15 protein-coding genes are annotated in these 21,188 nt (G+C 52.4%); 10 read left to right on the top strand and 5 right to left on the bottom strand.

The window, feature by feature from the left end; translation table 11 throughout:
* Positions 1–690: 690 nt before the first annotated feature.
* The 10 genes from HRU82_02170 (at position 691) to HRU82_02125 (ending at position 13,272) form a co-directional block, all read left to right on the top strand.
* Positions 691–1,725: a patatin-like phospholipase family protein gene (locus tag HRU82_02170; protein ID QOJ33825.1), complete on the top strand. Its 1,035-nt coding sequence runs from the start codon at positions 691–693 to the stop codon at positions 1,723–1,725.
* Between the two features lie 79 nt (positions 1,726–1,804).
* Entirely contained in the window at positions 1,805–2,827 is a 1,023-nt protein-coding gene (locus HRU82_02165; protein ID QOJ33824.1) for a hypothetical protein, read from the top strand.
* Positions 2,820–4,628 (top strand): ThiF family adenylyltransferase, encoded by a 1,809-nt coding sequence (locus HRU82_02160; GenBank protein ID QOJ33823.1) that lies wholly within the window; start codon positions 2,820–2,822, stop codon positions 4,626–4,628. Before HRU82_02165 ends, HRU82_02160 begins: the two co-directional genes overlap by 8 nt.
* Positions 4,616–5,137: a Mov34/MPN/PAD-1 family protein gene (locus HRU82_02155; protein ID QOJ33822.1), complete on the top strand. Its 522-nt coding sequence runs from the start codon at positions 4,616–4,618 to the stop codon at positions 5,135–5,137. The genes HRU82_02160 and HRU82_02155 overlap by 13 nt, the downstream gene beginning before the upstream one ends.
* A gap of 182 nt (positions 5,138–5,319) precedes the next feature.
* Positions 5,320–6,276 carry an IS5 family transposase gene (locus HRU82_02150; GenBank protein QOJ33821.1) on the top strand — a complete coding sequence of 319 codons (957 nt, stop codon included), beginning with the start codon at positions 5,320–5,322 and terminating at the stop codon, positions 6,274–6,276.
* Between the two features lie 410 nt (positions 6,277–6,686).
* Complete coding sequence (locus tag HRU82_02145; protein ID QOJ33820.1) at positions 6,687–7,352, top strand: TnsA endonuclease N-terminal domain-containing protein; 666 nt, start codon at positions 6,687–6,689, stop codon at positions 7,350–7,352.
* Between the two features lie 131 nt (positions 7,353–7,483).
* Entirely contained in the window at positions 7,484–9,580 is a 2,097-nt protein-coding gene (locus tag HRU82_02140) for a transposase family protein (protein ID QOJ33819.1), read from the top strand.
* A complete protein-coding gene (locus HRU82_02135) occupies positions 9,577–10,965 on the top strand; it encodes an ATP-binding protein (GenBank protein QOJ33818.1) in 1,389 nt (462 codons plus the stop codon). Before HRU82_02140 ends, HRU82_02135 begins: the two co-directional genes overlap by 4 nt.
* Positions 10,966–10,992: 27 nt before the next feature.
* Positions 10,993–11,883: a TniQ family protein gene (locus HRU82_02130; protein QOJ33817.1), complete on the top strand. Its 891-nt coding sequence runs from the start codon at positions 10,993–10,995 to the stop codon at positions 11,881–11,883.
* Between the two features lie 6 nt (positions 11,884–11,889).
* Positions 11,890–13,272, top strand: a complete 1,383-nt coding sequence (locus HRU82_02125; GenBank protein QOJ33816.1) for a TniQ family protein — start codon at positions 11,890–11,892, stop codon at positions 13,270–13,272.
* A 5-nt stretch (positions 13,273–13,277) separates the two neighbouring features.
* Here the strand turns inward: HRU82_02125 and HRU82_02120 are convergent, their stop codons facing one another.
* From HRU82_02120 to HRU82_02100, 5 genes are all read right to left on the bottom strand, one after another.
* Positions 13,278–16,535, bottom strand: a complete 3,258-nt coding sequence (locus tag HRU82_02120) for a type I restriction endonuclease subunit R (GenBank protein ID QOJ33815.1) — start codon at positions 16,533–16,535, stop codon at positions 13,278–13,280.
* Entirely contained in the window at positions 16,532–17,560 is a 1,029-nt protein-coding gene (locus HRU82_02115) for a restriction endonuclease subunit S (GenBank protein QOJ33814.1), read from the bottom strand. Before HRU82_02115 ends, HRU82_02120 begins: the two co-directional genes overlap by 4 nt.
* A 163-nt stretch (positions 17,561–17,723) precedes the next feature.
* On the bottom strand, positions 17,724–18,680 hold the full coding sequence (locus HRU82_02110) for an IS5 family transposase (protein QOJ33813.1): 957 nt from the start codon (positions 18,678–18,680) through the stop codon (positions 17,724–17,726).
* 16 nt (positions 18,681–18,696) lie between these two features.
* Positions 18,697–19,041, bottom strand: a complete 345-nt coding sequence (locus HRU82_02105; GenBank protein ID QOJ33812.1) for a hypothetical protein — start codon at positions 19,039–19,041, stop codon at positions 18,697–18,699.
* Complete coding sequence (locus HRU82_02100) at positions 19,038–21,056, bottom strand: SAM-dependent DNA methyltransferase (GenBank protein QOJ33811.1); 2,019 nt, start codon at positions 21,054–21,056, stop codon at positions 19,038–19,040. The genes HRU82_02105 and HRU82_02100 overlap by 4 nt, the downstream gene beginning before the upstream one ends.
* Positions 21,057–21,188 lie beyond the last annotated feature (132 nt).

Below are 21,188 nucleotides of genomic sequence, written 5' to 3'. Positions count from 1 at the left end.
TTAACTGAAAAACATAGTCGTTAACGGAAAAATAAACCTGTTTACTACGAAAACCAGCATAATCGGAGAGTGATATGGAGCAAGAGCCGATCAAGATTAGATGTCCTCGTTGTAGAAGCGCAGTTATTGAAAGCGCTCAGGAGCGTGACGGGCGTCTAGTGACCAGATATAAGGCGGTTCACCGCCTTGGTGGTCAACTGACTGTCCAATGCCGTTGTAACGCTTGGATTAAAGTCCCAAACGGAATCATTTAATCCGGCTGCAAAAATAACCTAGTCGCAGAGGCACCGTCAGTTTGACGGAGAGGCCGCGACTGCCTTGGAAACAACTAAGGTGGGGGCGGCCTTTTGGTTTTTTTGATCTATAGCCGTGAGTGAGCGTAGTGAACATTAACCTAATAAGGAGATAGTCATGCCAAAAAGAGGTCCGTTCAAACCTGGTACACCGGCTCCAGTATCCGCGCAATACGGTATTCGCGGACAACGAGGAGGAAATACCGGGGAAGAGAGAACCGTAGTGAAAGGCGAACCACTTCCACCCACGCCAAAGCAAGGGCAAACATACGTTATCAACGACAGAACAAGAAACAAGAGTGGACGAGGATAGGCGAATAATGATGCCGCGGTGGCGTTACCAATGACGAACGAGCACACACATCCATATCGCGTTCTTGCCCTCGATGGTGGAGGAATGCGGGGACTCTACACAGCGGTCTTGCTGCAGACTTTGGCGGCTCGGTTCGGGCGCTCACGCGATGTCGCGTCCTTGGATATCGGCAAAGGATTTGATCTGATCACTGGAACCAGTACGGGGGGAATCCTGGCATGTGGGCTTGCCAAGGGAGTTCCAATGGAGCAGCTGATCACCCTTTATCGACAGTTTGGACCGAAGATCTTTATCGATCCAATGCCGTCAACGTTTGCGAGCCTCGTCAGGTGGGGGTGGAGGAATGCCTCGAAGGCCTCATGCGACGTAGAGACGTTGAAACAGGCGTTGTGGGAGTTTTTTGGCGATCTCACGCTTGAGCAAGTTTTCAAGTTGCGGAAGGTTGCGCTTTGTATTCCCACGGTCAATATGGGGAATCAGAAAAGCTGGGTCTTTAAGACGCCTCATCTGGCGAACAAGCGGAGAGATGACAAATATCGGCTGGTTGATCTATGTCTGGCTACGAGCGCCGCTCCCATGTTTTTGCCGATCGCCAAGATTCCTGATCCGGACGATCCTGCCCATGCCCGTACTTTTGTTGATGGTGGTCTATGGGCCAACAACCCAGTGCTCGTTGGCTTGATAGAAGCACTCGAGACGGCAGCCCCAGGACAACCGGTGGAGATTTTATCGGTCGGCACCTGTGCACCTCCCGAGGGAGAGCCAATCAAGAAAAATGCTACCTCCTGGGGGATTGTGGAATGGCAGTTTGGATCACGAGCCCTGTCAGTCGCTCTTGACGCACAGTCTTCCGGGTACCAGTTCATGGCGGAATTTCTTGCCAAACACCTCACTCGGCCCTGTACCGTCATCCGTCTTCCGCAGTCCCCTCCGTCCCCGTCCCAGGTGGCCCATCTCGCTTTGGACAAGGCCACGGAAGAGGCTCTCGATGTGTTAAGCGAACTGGGTAAGACAGATGCCGACCTCGCGTACCGGCTGACACAGAGAGTGGGAGATCGCCAGGGAGAGTGTTTGAACGGCCTGTTTCATGACATGCCAGCCATTTTACCGTCGAAATGATTCCCGTTTGATAGGAGCGGGCCTTGGATGTCTAGCCTACTTGCTGCCTACATCGAGATTTCGTCATGGAGGAACACATATGCCTGATTGTTCGCACGAGTTACTCACATTCCACGATGAGAAAGTCCGTCTGTCAGAAGCCGTACAGGAAAAACTGCGTGATCATCGAAACACGAATAGAGAGCGCGTCTCGAACGGTCTCAAAGCTTCGCATGGTCTGACACCGACTAGTTTTCTGATTCAGGGTTCCTACGATATGGAGACCATTATCCAGCAGCCCAAAAGTGACTATGACATTGACGATGGTGTCATCTTCAGTGCAGACGATTTGCACGGTTCTCAAGGTGGGCAATGGACCCCCTTGCAAGTACGCCAGGTCGTCTGCCAGGCGGTGCAGGACTCACGGTTCAAGAAGGAACCCGAAGTACGGACTAACTGCGTGCGGGTGTACTACGAGGAAGGGCACAATGTCGACATTCCGGTGTACCGGCAGATGATCTCGATTCTTGGAGCTACCTATCTTGAACTCGCAAGCGTTGAATGGCGCCAATCTAATCCCAAGGCCGTCACCGAGTGGTTCGACGCCCAAGTGCAGACGCATAGTCCCGATGAAGAGGGGAAAAAACAGCAGCTGCGTCGCCAAGTTCGACTCCTGAAAGCCTTTGCGAAGAGCCGTGAATCATGGAATATGCCCAGCGGTTTTATCCTTTCAGTCTTGGCCAGCGAAAAATATCATGCGCTGGCAGGACGAGAGGATGTCAGTTTCTATGAAACCATCCGTGGCATCCATGCCCGATTGGAATGGGATCTGACGGTTCGGCATCCAGTGGTCGATGAGGCTTTGACAAAAACTGCCGAAGACGCAAGTATGGTTGAGCTAAGGACCCAGCTGAAGCAGGCCTTGGAGTGGTTGGCAATTCTTCACGATCGGGATTGCACGAAGAAAGCAGCGCTTCAGGCGTGGGGCAAGGTATTCAATACCAACTTCTTTAACAAATTCCTAGATGACGAAGGAAAGACGCAAGGGCCCACGATTCTGACGACGTCGGGCAACCAGCCTCAATTTCCCGTTAAGAGAGAAGGCGGGGAGAGATATGCCTGATTGGCCGCTTGCGGCCTGGCACCGAAAGGCCGTAGCCGCACTTGCTGCGTATATTCAGAATCACACACCTCCCGGCCGAGAGCTATCTTCCTCAGAACTGGGTCGGTCTAGTTCGCCATCTAGGGGATGGCGGATCTCGACTGAGGTCAACGGCCAATCGTTTGAACTGGACATCATCGTCGATCTTCACTTTCCCTTCTCGCTGCCCAGCATCTTTCTCGTTGGCCAAGACCGTTTCCTCAGCTGGCCGCACGTCGAACAAAGCGGGAAGCTGTGCCTCCTTCCGGAACACGCCGGTTTTGAAATATCTACGGATGTGCGGCTTATCGACCATTTGGTCCAGAACGCCCGTGACTTGATTCGCCAGTGTCTGGACGGCTCCAATCGGGCGGATTTAGCCACCGAAGTCATCAGCTACTGGGGCGCAGGCCTTAATGACGCGAAGGTTAAGCGGTTCTGGAGCATACTGAAGCCAGTTGGACCAACTCGGAGCATTGCCTATTGGGAAGGCCAACGATTCGTCTTATTGGCCGAGACCGCAGAGAAGGGGAGGACCTGGCTCGAGCATTTCAAGGGAGAATTTACGGGCAGTCGGTTCTCCTTCAGTTCCGGGATTTTCTTGTGGCTTCCTGCACCACTCTACCCAGAACAATACCCGGCCAATAACACCTTTCTTCGAGAGATCGCGAAGAAACTAGGGCAGCACAGTGTTGATGTCCTCGTGAAGGTCATCAAGTCGAGCCAAGAAGGTTTTCCCGTCGTGTTTGGATTTGATGTTGGCCAGGACTCTGTTCTAGCCGGTGCCTGGTCGTTGCCACTGAACCATTCGATCCCTCACCACAATGCTCGTTCGTCGCTAACTCGAGGCTTTCGCTCCGGAAAGATTCCTCCGGCTGTCATTGCCAGACGATATTTAGCGTCGCCCGGTGTCTTGGAAAAGCGAAGAGTCCAGCGGTGTGATCGGGCATGGATCCATGCCCGAGGAGGCGATGCGAAGGCAGCTCGCCACGTGCACAAGCGGATCATGCTCATTGGCTGCGGTGCGCTCGGTTCACAAATCGCAGAGTTGCTTGCACAAGGTGGAGTCGGACGACTGGTGCTTGTGGATCACGATACACTGTCATGGGACAATGTAGGGAGGCATATCCTTGGTGGTCCGGGCCAGGTTGGAACGAACAAGGCTGAGGCGATCGGCAAGGAACTGCAACAGCGGTTTCCGGAGTTGGATATCGTCGCGGCTGGTCGTCGATGGCAAGACGTGTATCAGCAGAAGGAGCAACTCTTTAGGGAATGCGATGTCATCGTGTCGACGACAGGAGATTGGGCTTCCGAGGCTGCCTTGAATCTGCTTGCTAGACGGAGTCCGCACTTTCCTCCCGTGGTCTTCGGATGGAGCGAGGCCTACGCCTGTGCTGGCCACGCGGTGGCGGTGCTTGATATGGGGGGCTGCCTCACATGTGGAATGGATGGATTAGGCACCTTTCAGCACTCGCCCATCTCATGGTCCGTGACGCCGATACCGCAACGAGAACCAGGCTGCGGCGGATTTTTTCAACCGTTTGGTTCTATCGCAACAAATCCCATCAACGCCATGATTGCTTCGACTGCCCTGGATGTGCTTGAAGGAACAATCGCACGATCCCACCACCGACTCTGGGTTGGTTCTTCGGAAGCTTTGACCAGCCATGGTGCCCAATGGAGCGAAGCCTGGATCGCCCGGTATGGCGAGATAGGCACAGGTGAACGAGTCTACCGTTTAGCGTGGCCAGTACAGGAGCACTGTCCTTTATGCCAAAAATGACAGGTCGGCCGCCGCTCCGCTATCGGGTTGCAGAGACCGGTCACACACTTCTCTTCACCGAAGACGCGGTCAAGCACTTTCGGCGCCATCGTCAGCGCTGGTCATGGCGCGCTGAGGCGGGAGGACAGTTGTTCGCAAAGCTGTCTCCCTCGCAGATTGAAATCTCTAAAGCAACGGGGCCCTATACAAGTGACAGTCGAGGACGGTACTTTTTTCGTCCTGATCGTGGAAAGGAGAACAGTGATATAGAAGCCTGCTTCATGCAGGGCCTGCACTATGTCGGTGATTGGCATACACATCCACAGAGGCACCCTGAACCTTCCAGCGAAGATTTGAGTAGAATTGCTGACTCCTTCAAGAAATCCACACATGAGCTCGTCGGGTTCGTCTTGGTCATCGTAGGGACCGCTAACCATGCTGATGGATTATGGGTCGGTTGGCATGATGGTACCTACTCCTCACGACTCGTTGAAGAGATACAGCTGGGGTCGGGACAACGCTTATCATAAAAATAGGCTATCAGTTAGCTTTGATCGCTGAGACTCATTACCTACCTTCCTAAGAGGCAGCATAGACAGAAACTTCTGTTGCCTGGCTATATCAGTCATCAGATTCACCTAGGGAAGGTCTGATTTATTCTCTTTGCATGATGTGCTAAGGGTAGCGCAGCACTGAACTGGAGGCGTGCCCCATGCAGCAACAGACGTTTGCCGAAGTCTCGTTTGAACAGTATCGCAAGCCCACCCGCCGGGAGCAGTTTCTCAACGAGATGAACCAGGTTGTTCCATGGGCGGAATTGGTAGCGGCGATCGAGCCGGTCTACCCCAAGGCCGAGGGCCCAGGGCGTCCGCCCGTGGGTGTCGAACGCATGTTGCGCCTCCATTGTCTGCAACAGTGGTTTAACCTGTCGGACCCGGCGGTGGAGGAAGCGCTGTACGACTCACACGCCATGCGGCAGTTCGTGGGGATTGATCTGGGCCGCGAGCCCGTACCGGATGAAACCACCATCTGTAAGTTTCGGCATCTGCTGGAAGCCCACCACTTGGGCGCACAGCTCTTTGCGCGGATCGGCGCGTATCTGGCTGCCCACGGGCTGAAGGTCAGCCGGGGCACGATCGTGGATGCCACGATCATCAATGCGCCCAGTTCGACGAAGAATCGCCAGAAAGAGCGAGATCCGGAGATGCATCAGACCAAGAAGGGGAACCAGTGGTATTTCGGCATGAAGGCGCATATTGGAGTGGACAGCCGGACGAAGCTGGTTCACTCAGTGGCGGCCACGGCGGCGAATGTCCATGACAGCCAGGTGTTGCCGGAGTTGCTGCATGGACAGGAGACACGAGTATGGGGCGATGCCGCCTATAGCGGGCAACGCGACATGATTCAGCACCATGCTCCCCATGCCAAGAGCTTCGTCCAGACGAAAGCCCATCGCCATCGGCCCTTGAGCGAGACGGAGCGGGCCCGCAATCGGACGAAGTCGAAGGTTCGTGCCAAAGTCGAGCATGTGTTCTTGGTGATCAAGCGGATCTTCGGGTGGGCCAAAGTGCGGTACCGGGGGCTCGCGAAGAATGCGCACTGGTTGTCTATCAGTTGCGGCTTGGCGAATCTGTATGTAGCACGCCGGCACTTGCTGGCGGCAGCCTAGCGGACGGGGGTGCGAACGGGGCGCGGGCCGCCTGACGGCGGAGGAATCCGAGAAAGGCGCTCTCGGACCAGCGGGTTCCCAGCTGATGGCCCGTCTTGATCCACCGAGAAACAGATTGCTTCGTGGAAACGCGAATTAATCAGACGTTCCCTAGTTCAAGTTTCTGGTCAGATTATCCGATATGCCTGCTGATATTGAGTGTCTACTATTACTCGGAACGGCAGGAAAGTACGATGGCTCGCCGGACTCCAATCTCTGAAGATCAGATCACTAAATGGTATGAGGAGGGACTCGGAAGTGGCTCTCGCGATTCTTATAAGCCGTGGCTCACCGTAAGAAGATTTTCGTCCTATGGTTTATCGAGCCGAGTAAAGAGTCTTTTCTGCGATCGAATTCATCACACATTTAGCATGCTCGAGCGACAAGTACTTTTGCTCCTCGAAGACCTCCCCAATGTGTGGGACATCAGAGAGCAATACCCACTCGATAGGGCTAGGACTCTTGTTATTGCCGATAATCTCGGCATTCGTCATCCTTATTATCCTAGGACAGGGGTGCCGACGGTTATGACGACGGATTTTCTGGTGACCTTCAAGCGTGGATGCCGACAATGGGATGTCGCCATCGCGGTCAAATACATGAAGGATGCCATTAGGCCACGAGTTCGGAACAAATTAGCCATAGAACGCGACTACTGGCATTCAATGCCCACTCTTGTCCGACACGTGATATTGACGGAGGAGGAGGCGTCGCTTCCATATGTAGGAAACTTGGAAATCATCCGTCCATATAGGCGACTAGAGTCGCTCTATCCCCTTTCGGCTCGAGAGGTGAAAAGAATTGCAAGACTACTGAGACCGGGAGTGCTCAGGCGGAAGACGAGCCTCGTTAAGCTGTGCACTGTCCTGGACCACAATTTGGGGTATCGGGTGGGAACATGTTTAAAGGTCTCGAGGCATTTAATTGCCAATCGAGAGTGGCCCATAGACCTGCACAAGCCCTATAACCCCCGCCGGCCTCTCTCCTTGACGCACACAGTTGACACACCCCTCGCCTCATACGTGACGGCCGCCTAATGGGTATCGCTAAGAACTCGCTTATTCAGTGGGTGGAGGATAGTCGACTAGACCGGGTACTCCGTATCGATCTGGAGCGGAATTGGGCCTCACTCTATCCAATGCCCGTCAATAACAAGAAGCCGATTGGTATGCCGTACGACATCGAGGCCGACGTTCTGCAATCGTCAGTTGATAATGGTACGGCCAAGATCGTTTTGGAAGATCTATATACGCAAAAGCCATCAACTGATAAGACAGATGGTGCTGAGGGTGGTTTGCCCGTTCATCGTCTTTTATGGAAGGAAAAGGATCTGCCAGAAGCGCATCGCGACGAGCGAGACAAGGTGTGGCAAGTATTGGGGCAGTATGTCGAAGGGATCAACATCCTTGATCGGGAAGAACGAAGCAAGATCGTTAATGAGCTCATTCAAATCCATAGATGGAAAAAGCCTGTCATCTACAAATACCTCCATCGCTGGTGGCAAGCGGGGCAAGTTCAGAATGCATTTTTGCCTTTCCGTCACCTGTGCGGCGGAAAGGGAAAGACACGACTGCGATCTGAAAAAGAGGAGAAGCGGACAGAATGCATTAAGAGGGGACGGCCTAGTGACTTAAGCAGATCTACGAACGAGCAAACCGGCCCCAATATGACTATCGAGATGCGAGATCGAACCCTGCGTGGGCTTCGAAAGATATTCGCCAAGCATAAAGGGATATCCTTCGCTGAAGCATTTAGAAGGCTGACCGAAGAGTATTTCAATGCCGGCGAATATGAGCTGCGTAGCCGCGTACTCGCCCCAATCCTGCTCCCCCCTTCTCGGCGCCCAACCAAAGGACAGGCCCACTATTGGTATCGTCATAGCGATCGCTGGATCGCCGACTTGTCGAGACGAAAAGGCCAGCGCATCGTCAAGCTCAAATACAGAGGAATGGTGGGCAGCCCAACCAAGCGTGCCTTTGGGCCTGGTTCGTGTTTTCTAATTGACTCCACTGTAGCCGACGTCTATCTCGTGAGCCAACTGTCCCGGAGAAGGATCATCGGACGACCGATCATCTATGTCGTCATCGATGTCTTTAGTCGTCTGATCGTTGGTTTCTACATTGGTCTTAGACCCGCCTCATGGCGTGGTGCGATAGCAGCAATCAAGAATGCTGCGGAAGATAAAACGGAATATTGCAAATCCATTGGGCTAGCTAGGCCGATAACAGAGGAGGAATGGCCCTGCCATTACTTGCCAGAGACCATTCGCGCAGATCGCGGCAAAGAATACTTGAGTTATGCATCAGATGATCTTGTGTTGGGGCTTGACATTCAGTTGGACAACACTGCGCCTTATCGAGCGGACTGGAAAGGCCTAGTGGAACGACAGTTTAAGTTGATCAATGAACGTGGGTTGAGTTGGACGCCAGGGGCAGTACGTGAAGAGCGAACCTTGATGGGGGAAGACTACCGGCTGGATGCGAAGTTGACCTTGCTCGAGTTCAAACAGTTGTTCGTTCAACTCGTTTATCAGCATAACAATGTACTTCCGATAAAAGAGTATCCCTACGAGGAGTTCATGATCGAGGACGACGTGCCGCCGTATCCAGTGGATCTATGGCATTGGGGAGCAGGTAATCGTAGCCATCTGCGAGAAGTGTCACCCGAACTCTTGCCAAATCTACTTCCCAGTGCTCAAGCGCGCATCACACCGAAGGGCATTATCTTTGAGGGTTTGTCTTACAGTTGCCAATCGGCAATACGAGGACATTGGTTTGATAGGGCTCGCGTGAACGGCACGGAATCGATCAGAGTTAGCTACCACGAAGAAAATACCAGCAGCATTTTCGTGAGGCTTCCAAACGGGCGGCTTGAGGAATGCCACTTGCTTGGACGCGATCATGCCTTTGCCGATCGACATTGGGATGACGTGATCGATTATTTTGCTGTGAAAAAGCAACAGAGGGAACGCTCGCGCTCAAATGAAGAGCAGCGCCTCGCTGATTCGAGGGCGGAGATAAAGGATGTCATCACCAAAGCTGTACAAAAGACAAAGGAATCGCCAATCACTGAGTCGAAATCGGCGAGCTTGAAGGGAATAAAAAAGAATCGCAAGGAAGAGCAGCGGCAGGAACGAAGAAAATACCGCTCCGCCAATGCTAAAGAGCTCGTGGACGAGAACGACGAAGATGTGAAGGTGCCAGACCGGTCCAACATGATCCGCAGTAAGACAATCAACAGAGTCCGAAGGGAAGGTAGACCATGAGCGGATTTAACAAGGGTGCGACGTGTCCTGCAAACTATCAGAAGACAGGGGTGCCTGATTTCGACGGAAATCCATTAATTGAAGCACTACCACCCAATTATACGGAAGAGGATATTGTTGAGCATTTAAGCTATGCTCCTGACTTACCCGCCAAGATTCGTCGCTTGCCGAGCCACACACGGCGATGTGTGCTTGCCTCTCAAATTCGCACATTGTTCCAGCCACTCTCTTTACATTTCGACTTAGAACGGCGTCTTGCTCAAAGCCTTCGAACGGGGTATCTACTTAGAAATCCATGCCCTAAGCGTCGCCAAAGCAGTACCGGAGGAAATAGTCAGCTTTTCACGCCTGGGTTGCGAACCTCGCCATCGCTGCAAACGGCACCATTAGGATTGTCACTCATTGGTATGTCGGGAATGGGGAAGACAACATCTCTTGTGGGGATTCTACAGGGGCTTTATCCGCAGGTTATCGTCCATAGTAGGTATAATGGGCAGCCACTGATTCTTCAACAAGTGCCATGGCTGATTGTGTCATGTCCATCTGATGGCGCTTCACTGAAAGAGCTATGCAATAACTTTTTTAGTGAGATGGATGCCCTGCTAGGGACTAAGTATGAGGAGCAGTATAAAGGGGAAACTGCCGAGCAACTAGGCCGGGCGATGGCCACAGTTGCCAGCGTGCAAGCGCTGGGCCTGTTGGTGATTGATGAGATCCAGTTCCTGAATGCCGCACGAAGTGGTGGTCATGAACGTCTTCTGAATTTCTTTGTGGAATTAGTGAATACCATAGGAATTCCGGTCGTAATGGTTGGAACCTACCATGCCATGAAGGTGCTTGGAAAATATATGATGCAAGTTCGTCGTGCGGGGGGAACTGAAGGCGAAATAATTTGGGACAACTGGCTCGAAGATAGTAGTGACTATCAGCTCCTCTGTGAGGCGCTCTTTCAACATCAGTATGTGAAGAAACCTGTGGCACTTTCGTCTGAAATGCGCAGCACGTTGTACGATGTCACTCAGGGAGTTACCGACTATATCGTAAAGGTCTTTACTGCGGCTCAGGTGCGCGCTATCGATGCAGGGAAAGAGCAAATTACCTCCGGAATAATCAGGTCCGTTGCAAAAGATTTGCTGAGACAGGCCGAGCCTTTTCTTGATGCCTTAAGGCGAAAGGATCGAGGACGGTTGATGGAAATGGAAGACGTTGCTCCGATCGATTTGGACCAATTTTTGGCGCGAGAAAGCAGAAAAATTAAAGTTGTTCAGAAAAATAGCGACGATAAAAGGCCTACGGCTGAGCAATCCTCAAGTGGAAGAACAGATCAGCGGAAAGCGCGTCAAAAAAAGAAGGCGAAACAGAGCAAGGTCAAGAAAGCTGCCTAACTAAATGGATGCGGACGTCCTTTCATCATGATTGGGTGGTTTCCTAATTTATATCCAGATGAGCTGTTATCGAGTGCGTGCGCTCGCTATGCAGATACATTTCGATATCCTGCTCGGATGAGCGCAATTTCTGATCTGTTTGGTGATCGCTGCAGTCGAGTGGCTTACGATGTGCCAGGACAGCTAAACCGTCTTGTAAGCCAGCTCCCAAGTAATAGTGGAATAACCCTAGAGGAGCTGCTCTATCGACATACTCTTTTCCCATTCTATGTCAGCACGCGGTCTCCCGAGAAAGCACGGCATATTATTGCGGCACTTGGAGATTCCCCCGCTACGGTCTTGTACCGGGCCGTCGGAATGATAACGTATCGACAGCATTGTCCCCAGTACCTGCGATTTTGCGATGAATGTGTCAAGGAAGATGTGTCTCTATATGGAGAACCATATTGGCATCGCCTGCATCAAATTCCTGGCGTGCTTCTTTGCACGAAGCACGAGTGCCACCTTATGGAGAGTAAAGTAGGGGCGCAGGGGGCATCCCTTGTAAGTGCCAAGACCAGAACTACTACGATGAACACAGGCAGAACGAGCAGGTCCGCCAATGGGCATTTGTTAGGATTTGCCAATGATGCCAGACGAATCGTGGAGGAAGGCGTACTAATCCAGCTGTCTGGTCTTCGCTTTCAGTATCGAACTAAGCTTGAGTCCACAGAGTTTATTTGGAATGATAGGCTTTCGACCGATAAACTAGGCCAGGCGATAACGGGGTTTTATACCTCAAACCTACTTCACCAACTATCGTTCAGCGCCTATTCAAATGATATGCGGAAGTTGGTAAACAGAGTCCTTGGTGGGCCTAATTATCACCCCCTAGAACACCTCGTCATGATGAGATTCCTACATATGCCACTGGCTTAACCTCCCATGCTCGGTTTCTTTGTGCAGCCTCAGCCGGATGAAACCCTCTACAGTATCTTTGCCAGATATGGCCAAAGAGTGCAGTATCCTGGACGCCTAAAGCTGCTTCACGAGCTTACAGGCTCTCTGAACCCAATCAATCTCAACTTTCTTCCTAGTCGCCTCGATCATCTTCTCTCGATGCTTCCGCCAGGCCATAGCCTTACGGCAAATTATTTGATGGACCATCACACCCTATTGCCATTTGTTAGCTGTTTTTGGTCTCCAGAAAGAGTCAGTTTTCTCCGTAATGCCATGCGTTCAGCAAGCGGCAATAGAGCGGAGGTGTTAGCGGGACTTCATGCGAGTCACATGCCTTTGCCGCCGTGGGTGCGTTACTGCAGAACATGCGCTGACGAGGACCGCGAACAATTCGGATTTCGATACTGGCATAGAATGCACCAATTACCTGTCATAGATATCTGCCCCCTGCATGGAGTTCCGCTTCAGAATAGTTCAGTCCCATCGCTGATGCGAGCTCAGTGGCGAGCCCTGGTATCAGCTGAGGACGGAATAAGACAGTCAACCAGAAGATCCGAAGCGGTAGGTATGGATCGTCACAAACTAAGACTCGCTTGTGATTGCCAATGGATTCTGAACAATCCTGGCAATGGTGTCGATCCGGCGGAACTTCGCGACCGATACTTCACCTTGCTCCAAGCTAAAGGTTTGGCGACCTGGGGCAATCGTCTGCGGAGGAACCATCTTATAAATGAGCTCCAGAACTTTTACTCAAGGAAGTTCCTGGGCAGCGTGCACTGCATCATCGGCGGCCCGGATCGAAATAATTGGCTTGTCCGGATGTTTTATGCCTCTCGCATACGGATGGTGCATCCTCTGCAGCACTTGCTGGTTATTCATTGGCTGGGATATTCAGTTTCAGAGTTTTTACAGACAAAAATCAAATCACACCCATTCGGTTCAGGGCCATGGCCCTGTTTAAATCGCGCCTCCGACCATTTTCAACGTATGATCATTCCTTCGTGTCAGGTTACGCGCTCGCCAGTTGGTGGCGTACCACTTGGAACGTTTTCATGTCCGACATGCCTGTTTACCTATGTGAGACGAGGTCCAGATGAACGACCAGAAGATATGTTCCGAATTGGGAAGGTGAGAAGCTGGGGCCGAGACTGGGATAAGACTCTACGACGATTGTGGATGGACCCAACGATTGAGTTCAGAGAGATGGGAGTACGTCTAGGGGTGTGTTTTGCAACCATCAAGCGTCAGGCAGCGCGGCTGGGATTACCTACGCGCCACACGCTGAATCCTGTTACGACAATGCCCTCCAAGGAAGGCGTAATTAATGTTAGGAATTATGATGGCGAAACCGGTCGTCGGATATCGTGATCTGTTCAACTATTGGGATGTGTGGTGTGGCTAGGATTCAGGTGATCTAGGTTGATGGTCTGATGATTTCGGACAAGATCATAAATTATTTCAATCAGCCCCGACATGGCCTGCTTGTCAGATTTGAGCACAAGGGTAGCCAATGCCTGGTGCGAACTGAGCGCACGAACGACAGCCTGCTGGACTGCCCCAGGGAGGTTGCCCTTTAGTGCTTGTTCGCGGGTGTTGTTCTCCACCTGGGCGACCACAACATCATTTTCCTTTGCAATCGCCACGACGTGATTCACGAAAGTCGCTTGGTCTCGAAGCGGAGTCGCCTCACCAAACAAGCGATTCAAACGTTCGATAATCTCGCGAACATACTCTGGATCATCTCCTGTTCGTGACTGTCCTCCCGGGCCGATAGGGTGGATGATTGGAGTCTCTTGACCATCATCGCGCGGCTGGTCGTTAGCTCGAATATCATAACCAGTAAGAACAATACCCTTCAGATCCACGTTTTCATGAGGCTCACTGTCGAGCCGCTTCTGAAGCAATTTTGCGAACGCTGCAAAATTCTCCAAATCCGGATCACCGAATTCGATCAGCTGGGCCACATACCCATAGGTACGGCAAAACCGTCCCAGTCCCGTTTTGAAGCTCATCAGGACCTTGAGTTGGTCACCAACGTCTTTGCGCTGGTGATCGGCAGCGTGCATCCCATCTTTATTGCCCTGCTTTCGAGCCTTCTCGTAAGCAGTCTCCAATGTCTTCACACTCTCCCATAGGGCCTTGAGTCGTTCATTGAAGAGGCGGGTCGGACGATCCGTGGCAGCATAGAGTGCTTTGTGCTGTGGTTCTTTGGCGTTAACGATGTCGTGGAGGGTGCTGAAGCGGGCCGTTTTGAATGACTCGAGGTCGGCAACTTCATATAGATGCTGGCCATCAAGCTGGTCTTTCATGTCGTAGACAACGTTGGCATCCTGGATCTCGTCAATTTGTGCGCCAAGATCATATTTGGCAAAGGCCGCCCTTACCGTGTTCGGTTCGTTCACAAAATCAATAATAAACACCTGGTCTTTTCCAGGAGCGTTGCGGTTCAGACGTGAGAACGTCTGGACGATCTCTACATCGTTGGCGATCTTTTTGTCGATGTACATGGCAACCAACTTGGGCTGATCGAAGCCAGTCTGGAATTTATCTGCCACTAACATCACGCGATATTCAGGTCGTTCAAATGCGATCCGGAGATCATGCTCGGAGACGCCTGGATTCATGCTGATCTCGGTGAATTCCTCGCCGTCATCCACAATGAACGCTTCGCCGCCCATCCGTTCATCATCAGCATGTAGAACCTGTTTTCCGGTCACTTTTCCAGAAAACGCAACCAGAGAACGAATACCTGCGTATTCCGGATGCTGCTGGATATAGGCATCGAAACTCTTCTTATAGCGTACCGCTGCCGGTCGAGAACTCGTGACAATCATGGCCTTGGCTTTCCCGTTCAAGCGGTGAGCCACATTGTTACTGAAGTGTTCAATAATGAATTGTACTTTTTGGGTCACATTTGTGGGGTGCAGTGCCATCCATTGTGCGAGTGCCCGCTTGGCTGCTTTGCCGCTCACTCGATTGAGATCCTCAATCTGCTTTGCGAGGTTAAAGGCTGTCTTGTACGGAACGTACCCTGAAAGGACGTCAAGAATAAAACCCTCCTCGATGGCTTGGCGCATCGGGTAGCGATGGAAGGATTCAGGAAGGTTAGCTTCTGACGCCGGGCGGGATGGATCGCCAGGTCGGCCAAATAACATCAACGTGCTATGCTTCGGCGTCCCGGTAAAAGCGAAGTAGCTGATATTTTTAGGGCGCGATCGAGAGTTTTGAAGTTCGGTGAGCAATTCTTCCACTGTCAGAGATCCGAGTGCTCCTTTGCCACCCATCACGAGAGCCGCTTGAAGCTTCGCCGCAGTTGTCCCAGTTTGCGAGGCATGGGCTTCATCAATGATCACCGCGAAGCTCTTATCCTTCAGCTTGCTCTGGGTGACGATCGCCTCCATGGCGTAAGGGAAGGTCTGAATGGTAACCACAATAATCGGCGTGCCAGCGAGAAGCGCCTCAGTTAACTGATCGCTCTTAGATTGGCTGGATTTCTGACGATCAATTGCGGCAATGACGCCAAACTGATGATCGATCTGTTTGACGGCCTCCTGGAGTTGACTATCCAAAACGGTACGATCGGTGACGATAATGACACTGTTGAAAATCGCCTCGCCATTGTTGCGACGCAATTTCACCAAATCGTGTGCGGTCCATGAAATCGTACTCGTTTTGCCGGATCCCGCACTATGCTCGATGAGATATTGCATCCCAGGCCCATGCTTTTTGGCGTCAGCAATCATCTTGTTGACGGCGGACCATTGGTGGTACCGGGGGAAGATCAGGGTCTCCTTTTTGGACCACTTTCCTTTCAGGTCGGCGACGTCTTTCTTTTCGACGTAGACGAAACTGTGAAAGACACGCAACCAGGCATCACGATCACACACTGATTCCCAGAAGTAGGCGACGGGGTATTCGCCGTCAGGCCGCGGCGGGTTGCCAGCATGATCGTTGTGCCCCTGGTTGAACGGAAGAAAGTAAGTGTTCAGACCATCGAGTTTGGTCGTCATCTGAATCACGGAATCGGACATGGCAAAATGGACGATCGCACCTCGCTTGAACGTTAAGAGTGGTTCGCGGCGTTTCGTCTTCGGATCAAATGGAAGGCGGTCGGTGCGATATTGGTCCATCGCCGCTTCGGCCGACTGGGTGAAGTCGGTTTTCAGTTCGACGGTGGCGACCGGGATCCCATTAATAAACAAACCCAGATCAATGGCCAGTTCACGGGAAGGATGGTACTTGAGTTGTGGGACCACGCGCAGAATATTGGCGGCGTAACGCTTGAGGATGGTCTTATTCCGCGCGTCTTCTGGAGCTGCCTCGGAAAGATCCAGATGGCCGCACCCAGCGATGGAGAACCCTCTGCGGAGCACGTGAATAGTCCCATGAGTCTCCAGCGCGTTGTCCAGTCGATCCATGAGCGCGTCAATCGCCCGCTCACGATTGTCCTTTTGGAACTTGGTCCATTTGTCGTCTTGACCGGATGCTTTCAGCCAGCCAATTAGATCATCGGGATACAGGGCGCGTTCCGTGTCATAGCCCTTCGAATCCCCAACGTTCCAGCCTTGGGCTTTCAGCTTGGAGACAATGTATTCCTCGAAATGTCGTTCCTGATGGGCCGTGTTATTCATGCGGGCTCCCGGAGATCGATTTGGCCGGTGACGGCAGCGGTGACCAGAGCAGAACGGCGTTTATAGAGAAGACCGATACTGTCTTGAGTTTTTTTGATCATGGTATCAATGCGTTCTGAGTGCTTTGTGAGTTCATCAGCAATGGCTTTCTGTTCGGCGAAAGGCGGAAATGGGAAGCGGTACTCTCGGAATTTTTCTGCAGGCAAGTGTGAAATGGTTGACCTATTATCACTTTCACTGAATACCCCATTTGTCTTCGCAGCAGATAAAACATAGAAGTAAAACTCGACATAATCTTTGTCGCCTGAGACCGCTCGAAGACGATGCAGTGCTTTTTGGTATCCAATAACGTTGCTGTCACCACGCCAAATCGCAGCTCGCCCGACATCTCCTCCTTCGCACACGAGAAGGTCGCCATTCTGGATTGTATAGCGATCGATTTCATTCGGTGGAATATCCATAACCGGGAGATCGGCGGTATTAATGCTACCCCACTGAACATCCTTGTTTCGAAGGTACGGGATGGGATGACTACCGGTGATTCTTTTTTCGTCAAGCATCTTTCCAAGCTCCACATAGTACCGGTAACTCAATTTACAGACGGACCAACCCTTTGGCACCCCTCCAATCCATTCCACCCCTGAATCTTTCATCTCGGCCTTCGGGTTCAGCCCTTTTGTCACGGCATGCGTAATCAGGGCCTGGCGCTTCTTGGTCAGGAGTTCGATAAATTCAGTCTTCTTGGCGATGAGGGCATCGATGCGGGAGGTTGCGCGATCGAGGATTAATGCTATTCGCGTTTGCTCACATAAGCTCGGCACTATAGTTTTCAGATTTATCAATTCCGCTGCATTGATTGCTGGATAACTAAGCCCCTCAGAATGAGACTCTACCGCCTGGATGAGCAACTCATTGAGCATAAGCCATTTGAGGAATTCCGGTCTGAGCTGTTCGACACGAGCGCGAAGTATGGCGAACCCCGTCGAGTACACGCAGTCGGCATGTTTGTCATCAACCGATGCCACTGCCTTAAGATAAGGAACGTCTGATTAATTCGCGTTTCCACGAAGCAATCTGTTTCTCGGTGGATCAAGACGGGCCATCAGCTGGGAACCCGCTGGTCCGAGAGCGCCTTTCTCGGATTCCTCCGCCGTCAGGCGGCCCGCGCCCCGTTCGCACCCCCGTCCGCTAGGCTGCCGCCAGCAAGTGCCGGCGTGCTACATACAGATTCGCCAAGCCGCAACTGATAGACAACCAGTGCGCATTCTTCGCGAGCCCCCGGTACCGCACTTTGGCCCACCCGAAGATCCGCTTGATCACCAAGAACACATGCTCGACTTTGGCACGAACCTTCGACTTCGTCCGATTGCGGGCCCGCTCCGTCTCGCTCAAGGGCCGATGGCGATGGGCTTTCGTCTGGACGAAGCTCTTGGCATGGGGAGCATGGTGCTGAATCATGTCGCGTTGCCCGCTATAGGCGGCATCGCCCCATACTCGTGTCTCCTGTCCATGCAGCAACTCCGGCAACACCTGGCTGTCATGGACATTCGCCGCCGTGGCCGCCACTGAGTGAACCAGCTTCGTCCGGCTGTCCACTCCAATATGCGCCTTCATGCCGAAATACCACTGGTTCCCCTTCTTGGTCTGATGCATCTCCGGATCTCGCTCTTTCTGGCGATTCTTCGTCGAACTGGGCGCATTGATGATCGTGGCATCCACGATCGTGCCCCGGCTGACCTTCAGCCCGTGGGCAGCCAGATACGCGCCGATCCGCGCAAAGAGCTGTGCGCCCAAGTGGTGGGCTTCCAGCAGATGCCGAAACTTACAGATGGTGGTTTCATCCGGTACGGGCTCGCGGCCCAGATCAATCCCCACGAACTGCCGCATGGCGTGTGAGTCGTACAGCGCTTCCTCCACCGCCGGGTCCGACAGGTTAAACCACTGTTGCAGACAATGGAGGCGCAACATGCGTTCGACACCCACGGGCGGACGCCCTGGGCCCTCGGCCTTGGGGTAGACCGGCTCGATCGCCGCTACCAATTCCGCCCATGGAACAACCTGGTTCATCTCGTTGAGAAACTGCTCCCGGCGGGTGGGCTTGCGATACTGTTCAAACGAGACTTCGGCAAACGTCTGTTGCTGCATGGGGCACGCCTCCAGTTCAGTGCTGCGCTACCCTTAGCACATCATGCAAAGAGAATAAATCAGACCTTCCATAAGTTCTAACAGTCGAAACTATCACGTCTCCAACTTTTGCCTTGCGCCGAGCGCGAGAAGGAGCATCACCAAACAGCATTAGTTCTTCTTTTGTGATTCCTTCATTGTGGCTAACAGCGGAAATGTCGACATACCTTATTGGGGTATCGGGTGACACAGATTCCTGAAGGCAGTCATCATTACATGAGGCTACTACCTTAATAGGTTTTGTATTCCAGTGGACCGGCACTGCGTTGATCCATTCCAGTCCTGAAGCCTTGTATTTCGGATACGGCTTGTAGTGACTCATTCCGTCACCTCGCCAAGCAATGCTGCAATCTCGGCCTCAACGCGCTTCAATTCCTTATCGATATCCTTCAATTTGGGTGGCGCTTCATACTTATAGAAGAAGCGATTGAAGTTGATCTCGTAGCCGACAAGCCCAATCGCCTTATCTTTCTTATCCAAGTAAGACTCATCGATCCAAGCATCTGACACATGCGGCAAGACCTCTCGATCGAAGTACTCGCGAATATCTTCGAGCAGTGGGACGTTCTCGTAATCAGTTAGATCAGGGTCAGACACAGGACGACTATCGACGTCACAGGCCGGTTCGCCCTGAGGATCACGAACCCCAAACGCGTGAGTCAGCGCGTTCAGGAACCCTCCGCCAATTTTGCTGACCTCTTTTTCCTTTTTGGCTGTGTTGGTTACGAAGGATTCAGCCCAACGAACCGGTTGAGTGGATTCCATGAACGGCTTCAACGCGCGTGTCCAGACCTTCTGCTGTGCCGGCGTGAGCTTGGTCCATGCTTTTTCGGTCTGGAGGGTTGCCATCGTCTCCGGGTTAATGTGCAGGGCCATCCGAAGCGGACGCAGCACGCGAATGCGGCGATAGGCAAAGCGTCTCGAGTCAACCATCCGACTGATGTCAGTGTCCTCCGCAGAAGCATAGATATCGACGATTTGACGAATCTGATCGTCACTGATGATTCGGCGCTTATTGCCTTCGTTTTTTATTGGGGTATAGAGGCCGGTGGCGTTGATCAGTTGGACCAGACCTTGTCGATGCTTCGGTTTCTTGTTCGACAAGATCCACAAGTAGGTCCCAATGCCTGTTCTAAAGAAGATTTCGGTGGGCAACGCCACGATGGCTTCCACCAAATCCTGTTCCAAGAGCCACCGGCGAATTTCGGACTCTCCTGACCCTGCGCCACCATTGAATAATGGCGAGCCGGAGAGGACGATCGCGGCGCGGCCACCCCCGTTCTTGGGGTGTTCAAGTTTACTAGCGAGATGGAGCAGAAACAGCATGGATCCGTCGTTGATGCGGGGCAATCCTGGTCCAAAGCGGCCGTTATAACCCTTTTCTTTATGCTCGCTCGTCACATCAGACGCATCCTTTTCCCATTTTTTCCCAAACGGCGGATTGGACAAGCCGTAGTGAAAGCGATCGCTGGGAAATTGATCGTTGGAGAGCGTACTGCCCAGCTTGATGTTTTTTGAGAGATCTCGTCCAGGGTCAGACTCCAGTGTGCGCAGGAGCATGCTGGTGAGACAGACGGCATGAGTTTCCGGTTCGAGTTCCTGTCCATGCGGCACCAAGACTGGAGGAACTTTGAAGCGGCTACCGTAGTCGGCGATATGATTCATCGCATCAGTCAAAAAGCCACCCGTGCCGCAGGTTGGGTCGTACAGCGTGCGAATCAGGCCCGGGTTCGAACGGAAGAGGTCATCATCGGGATCCAGCAGGAGTGCCGTGGCCAAATGAACCACATCGCGAGGAGTCATGAAGTCTTCAGCCCCTTCGTTGACTTCCGACCCAAAACGACGAATCAGGTGCTCATAGACATTGCTCATCACTCGATCGGGGACCGTGCCCGGATGTAGATCGATCGCAGCAAAGTTCTTGCAGATTTTGAACAGAAGGCCTGCCTTGTCCAGGCGAATGACCGTATTCGTAAAATCAAATTGTTCAAAGATTACACGAGCATTGTCTGAAAATTGCGCAATGTAATCCTGGAGGTTCTGCCTGGTCTTCGTACCACCCAATGTGACGAGCTCATATTCGGAGGTGTTGTAAAACGGATACCGGGTCGTCTGACGCAGGATCAGGTCAAGATCGATGCCCGATTTGTTGTGTCTCTTCTGTGCCTTGAGGACAGCCTGGCGCGTGGGTTCAAGGACGCATTCCAGACGACGAAGCAGCGTAAACGGAAGGATGATCTTGCCAAAGTCGGTATGTTTAAAGTCACCCCATAAGTCTTCGGCGTTTTTCCAGATGAAGTCTGCTAAAGAGGCCCCTGATCCCGTGAGTTTCGTCATTTTGTCATCCAGTGTGATGTGCGAGTTCGCTAATAGATTGAGGGCGTCGCGCTCAATGTGGAATTAAACGGAACACCTAATGGCATACATATATAGCCGAGGTGCAGGACCTAGTATCTTCTTCACGCCAAT

It is taken from the genome of Nitrospira sp. (assembly GCA_015709715.1).
GTDB lineage: Bacteria > Nitrospirota > Nitrospiria > Nitrospirales > Nitrospiraceae > Nitrospira_A.
This window is presented reverse-complemented; position numbering and strand designations above follow the sequence as displayed.

Excerpts from the sequence above, each read along its gene's own strand:
- HRU82_02170 (QOJ33825.1), top strand. The coding sequence starts at position 691 with ATGCGGGGACTCTACACAGCGGTCTTGCTGCAGACTTTGGCGGCTCGG.
- HRU82_02165 (QOJ33824.1), top strand. The coding sequence starts at position 1,805 with ATGCCTGATTGTTCGCACGAGTTACTCACATTCCACGATGAGAAAGTC.
- HRU82_02160 (QOJ33823.1), top strand. The coding sequence starts at position 2,820 with ATGCCTGATTGGCCGCTTGCGGCCTGGCACCGAAAGGCCGTAGCCGCA.
- HRU82_02155 (QOJ33822.1), top strand. The coding sequence starts at position 4,616 with ATGCCAAAAATGACAGGTCGGCCGCCGCTCCGCTATCGGGTTGCAGAG.
- HRU82_02150 (QOJ33821.1), top strand. The coding sequence starts at position 5,320 with ATGCAGCAACAGACGTTTGCCGAAGTCTCGTTTGAACAGTATCGCAAG.
- HRU82_02145 (QOJ33820.1), top strand. The coding sequence starts at position 6,687 with ATGCTCGAGCGACAAGTACTTTTGCTCCTCGAAGACCTCCCCAATGTG.
- HRU82_02140 (QOJ33819.1), top strand. The coding sequence starts at position 7,484 with ATGCCGTACGACATCGAGGCCGACGTTCTGCAATCGTCAGTTGATAAT.
- HRU82_02135 (QOJ33818.1), top strand. The coding sequence starts at position 9,577 with ATGAGCGGATTTAACAAGGGTGCGACGTGTCCTGCAAACTATCAGAAG.
- HRU82_02130 (QOJ33817.1), top strand. The coding sequence starts at position 10,993 with ATGATTGGGTGGTTTCCTAATTTATATCCAGATGAGCTGTTATCGAGT.
- HRU82_02125 (QOJ33816.1), top strand. The coding sequence starts at position 11,890 with ATGCTCGGTTTCTTTGTGCAGCCTCAGCCGGATGAAACCCTCTACAGT.
- HRU82_02120 (QOJ33815.1), bottom strand. The coding sequence starts at position 16,535 with ATGAATAACACGGCCCATCAGGAACGACATTTCGAGGAATACATTGTC.
- HRU82_02110 (QOJ33813.1), bottom strand. The coding sequence starts at position 18,680 with ATGCAGCAACAGACGTTTGCCGAAGTCTCGTTTGAACAGTATCGCAAG.
- HRU82_02105 (QOJ33812.1), bottom strand. The coding sequence starts at position 19,041 with ATGAGTCACTACAAGCCGTATCCGAAATACAAGGCTTCAGGACTGGAA.
- HRU82_02100 (QOJ33811.1), bottom strand. The coding sequence starts at position 21,056 with ATGACGAAACTCACGGGATCAGGGGCCTCTTTAGCAGACTTCATCTGG.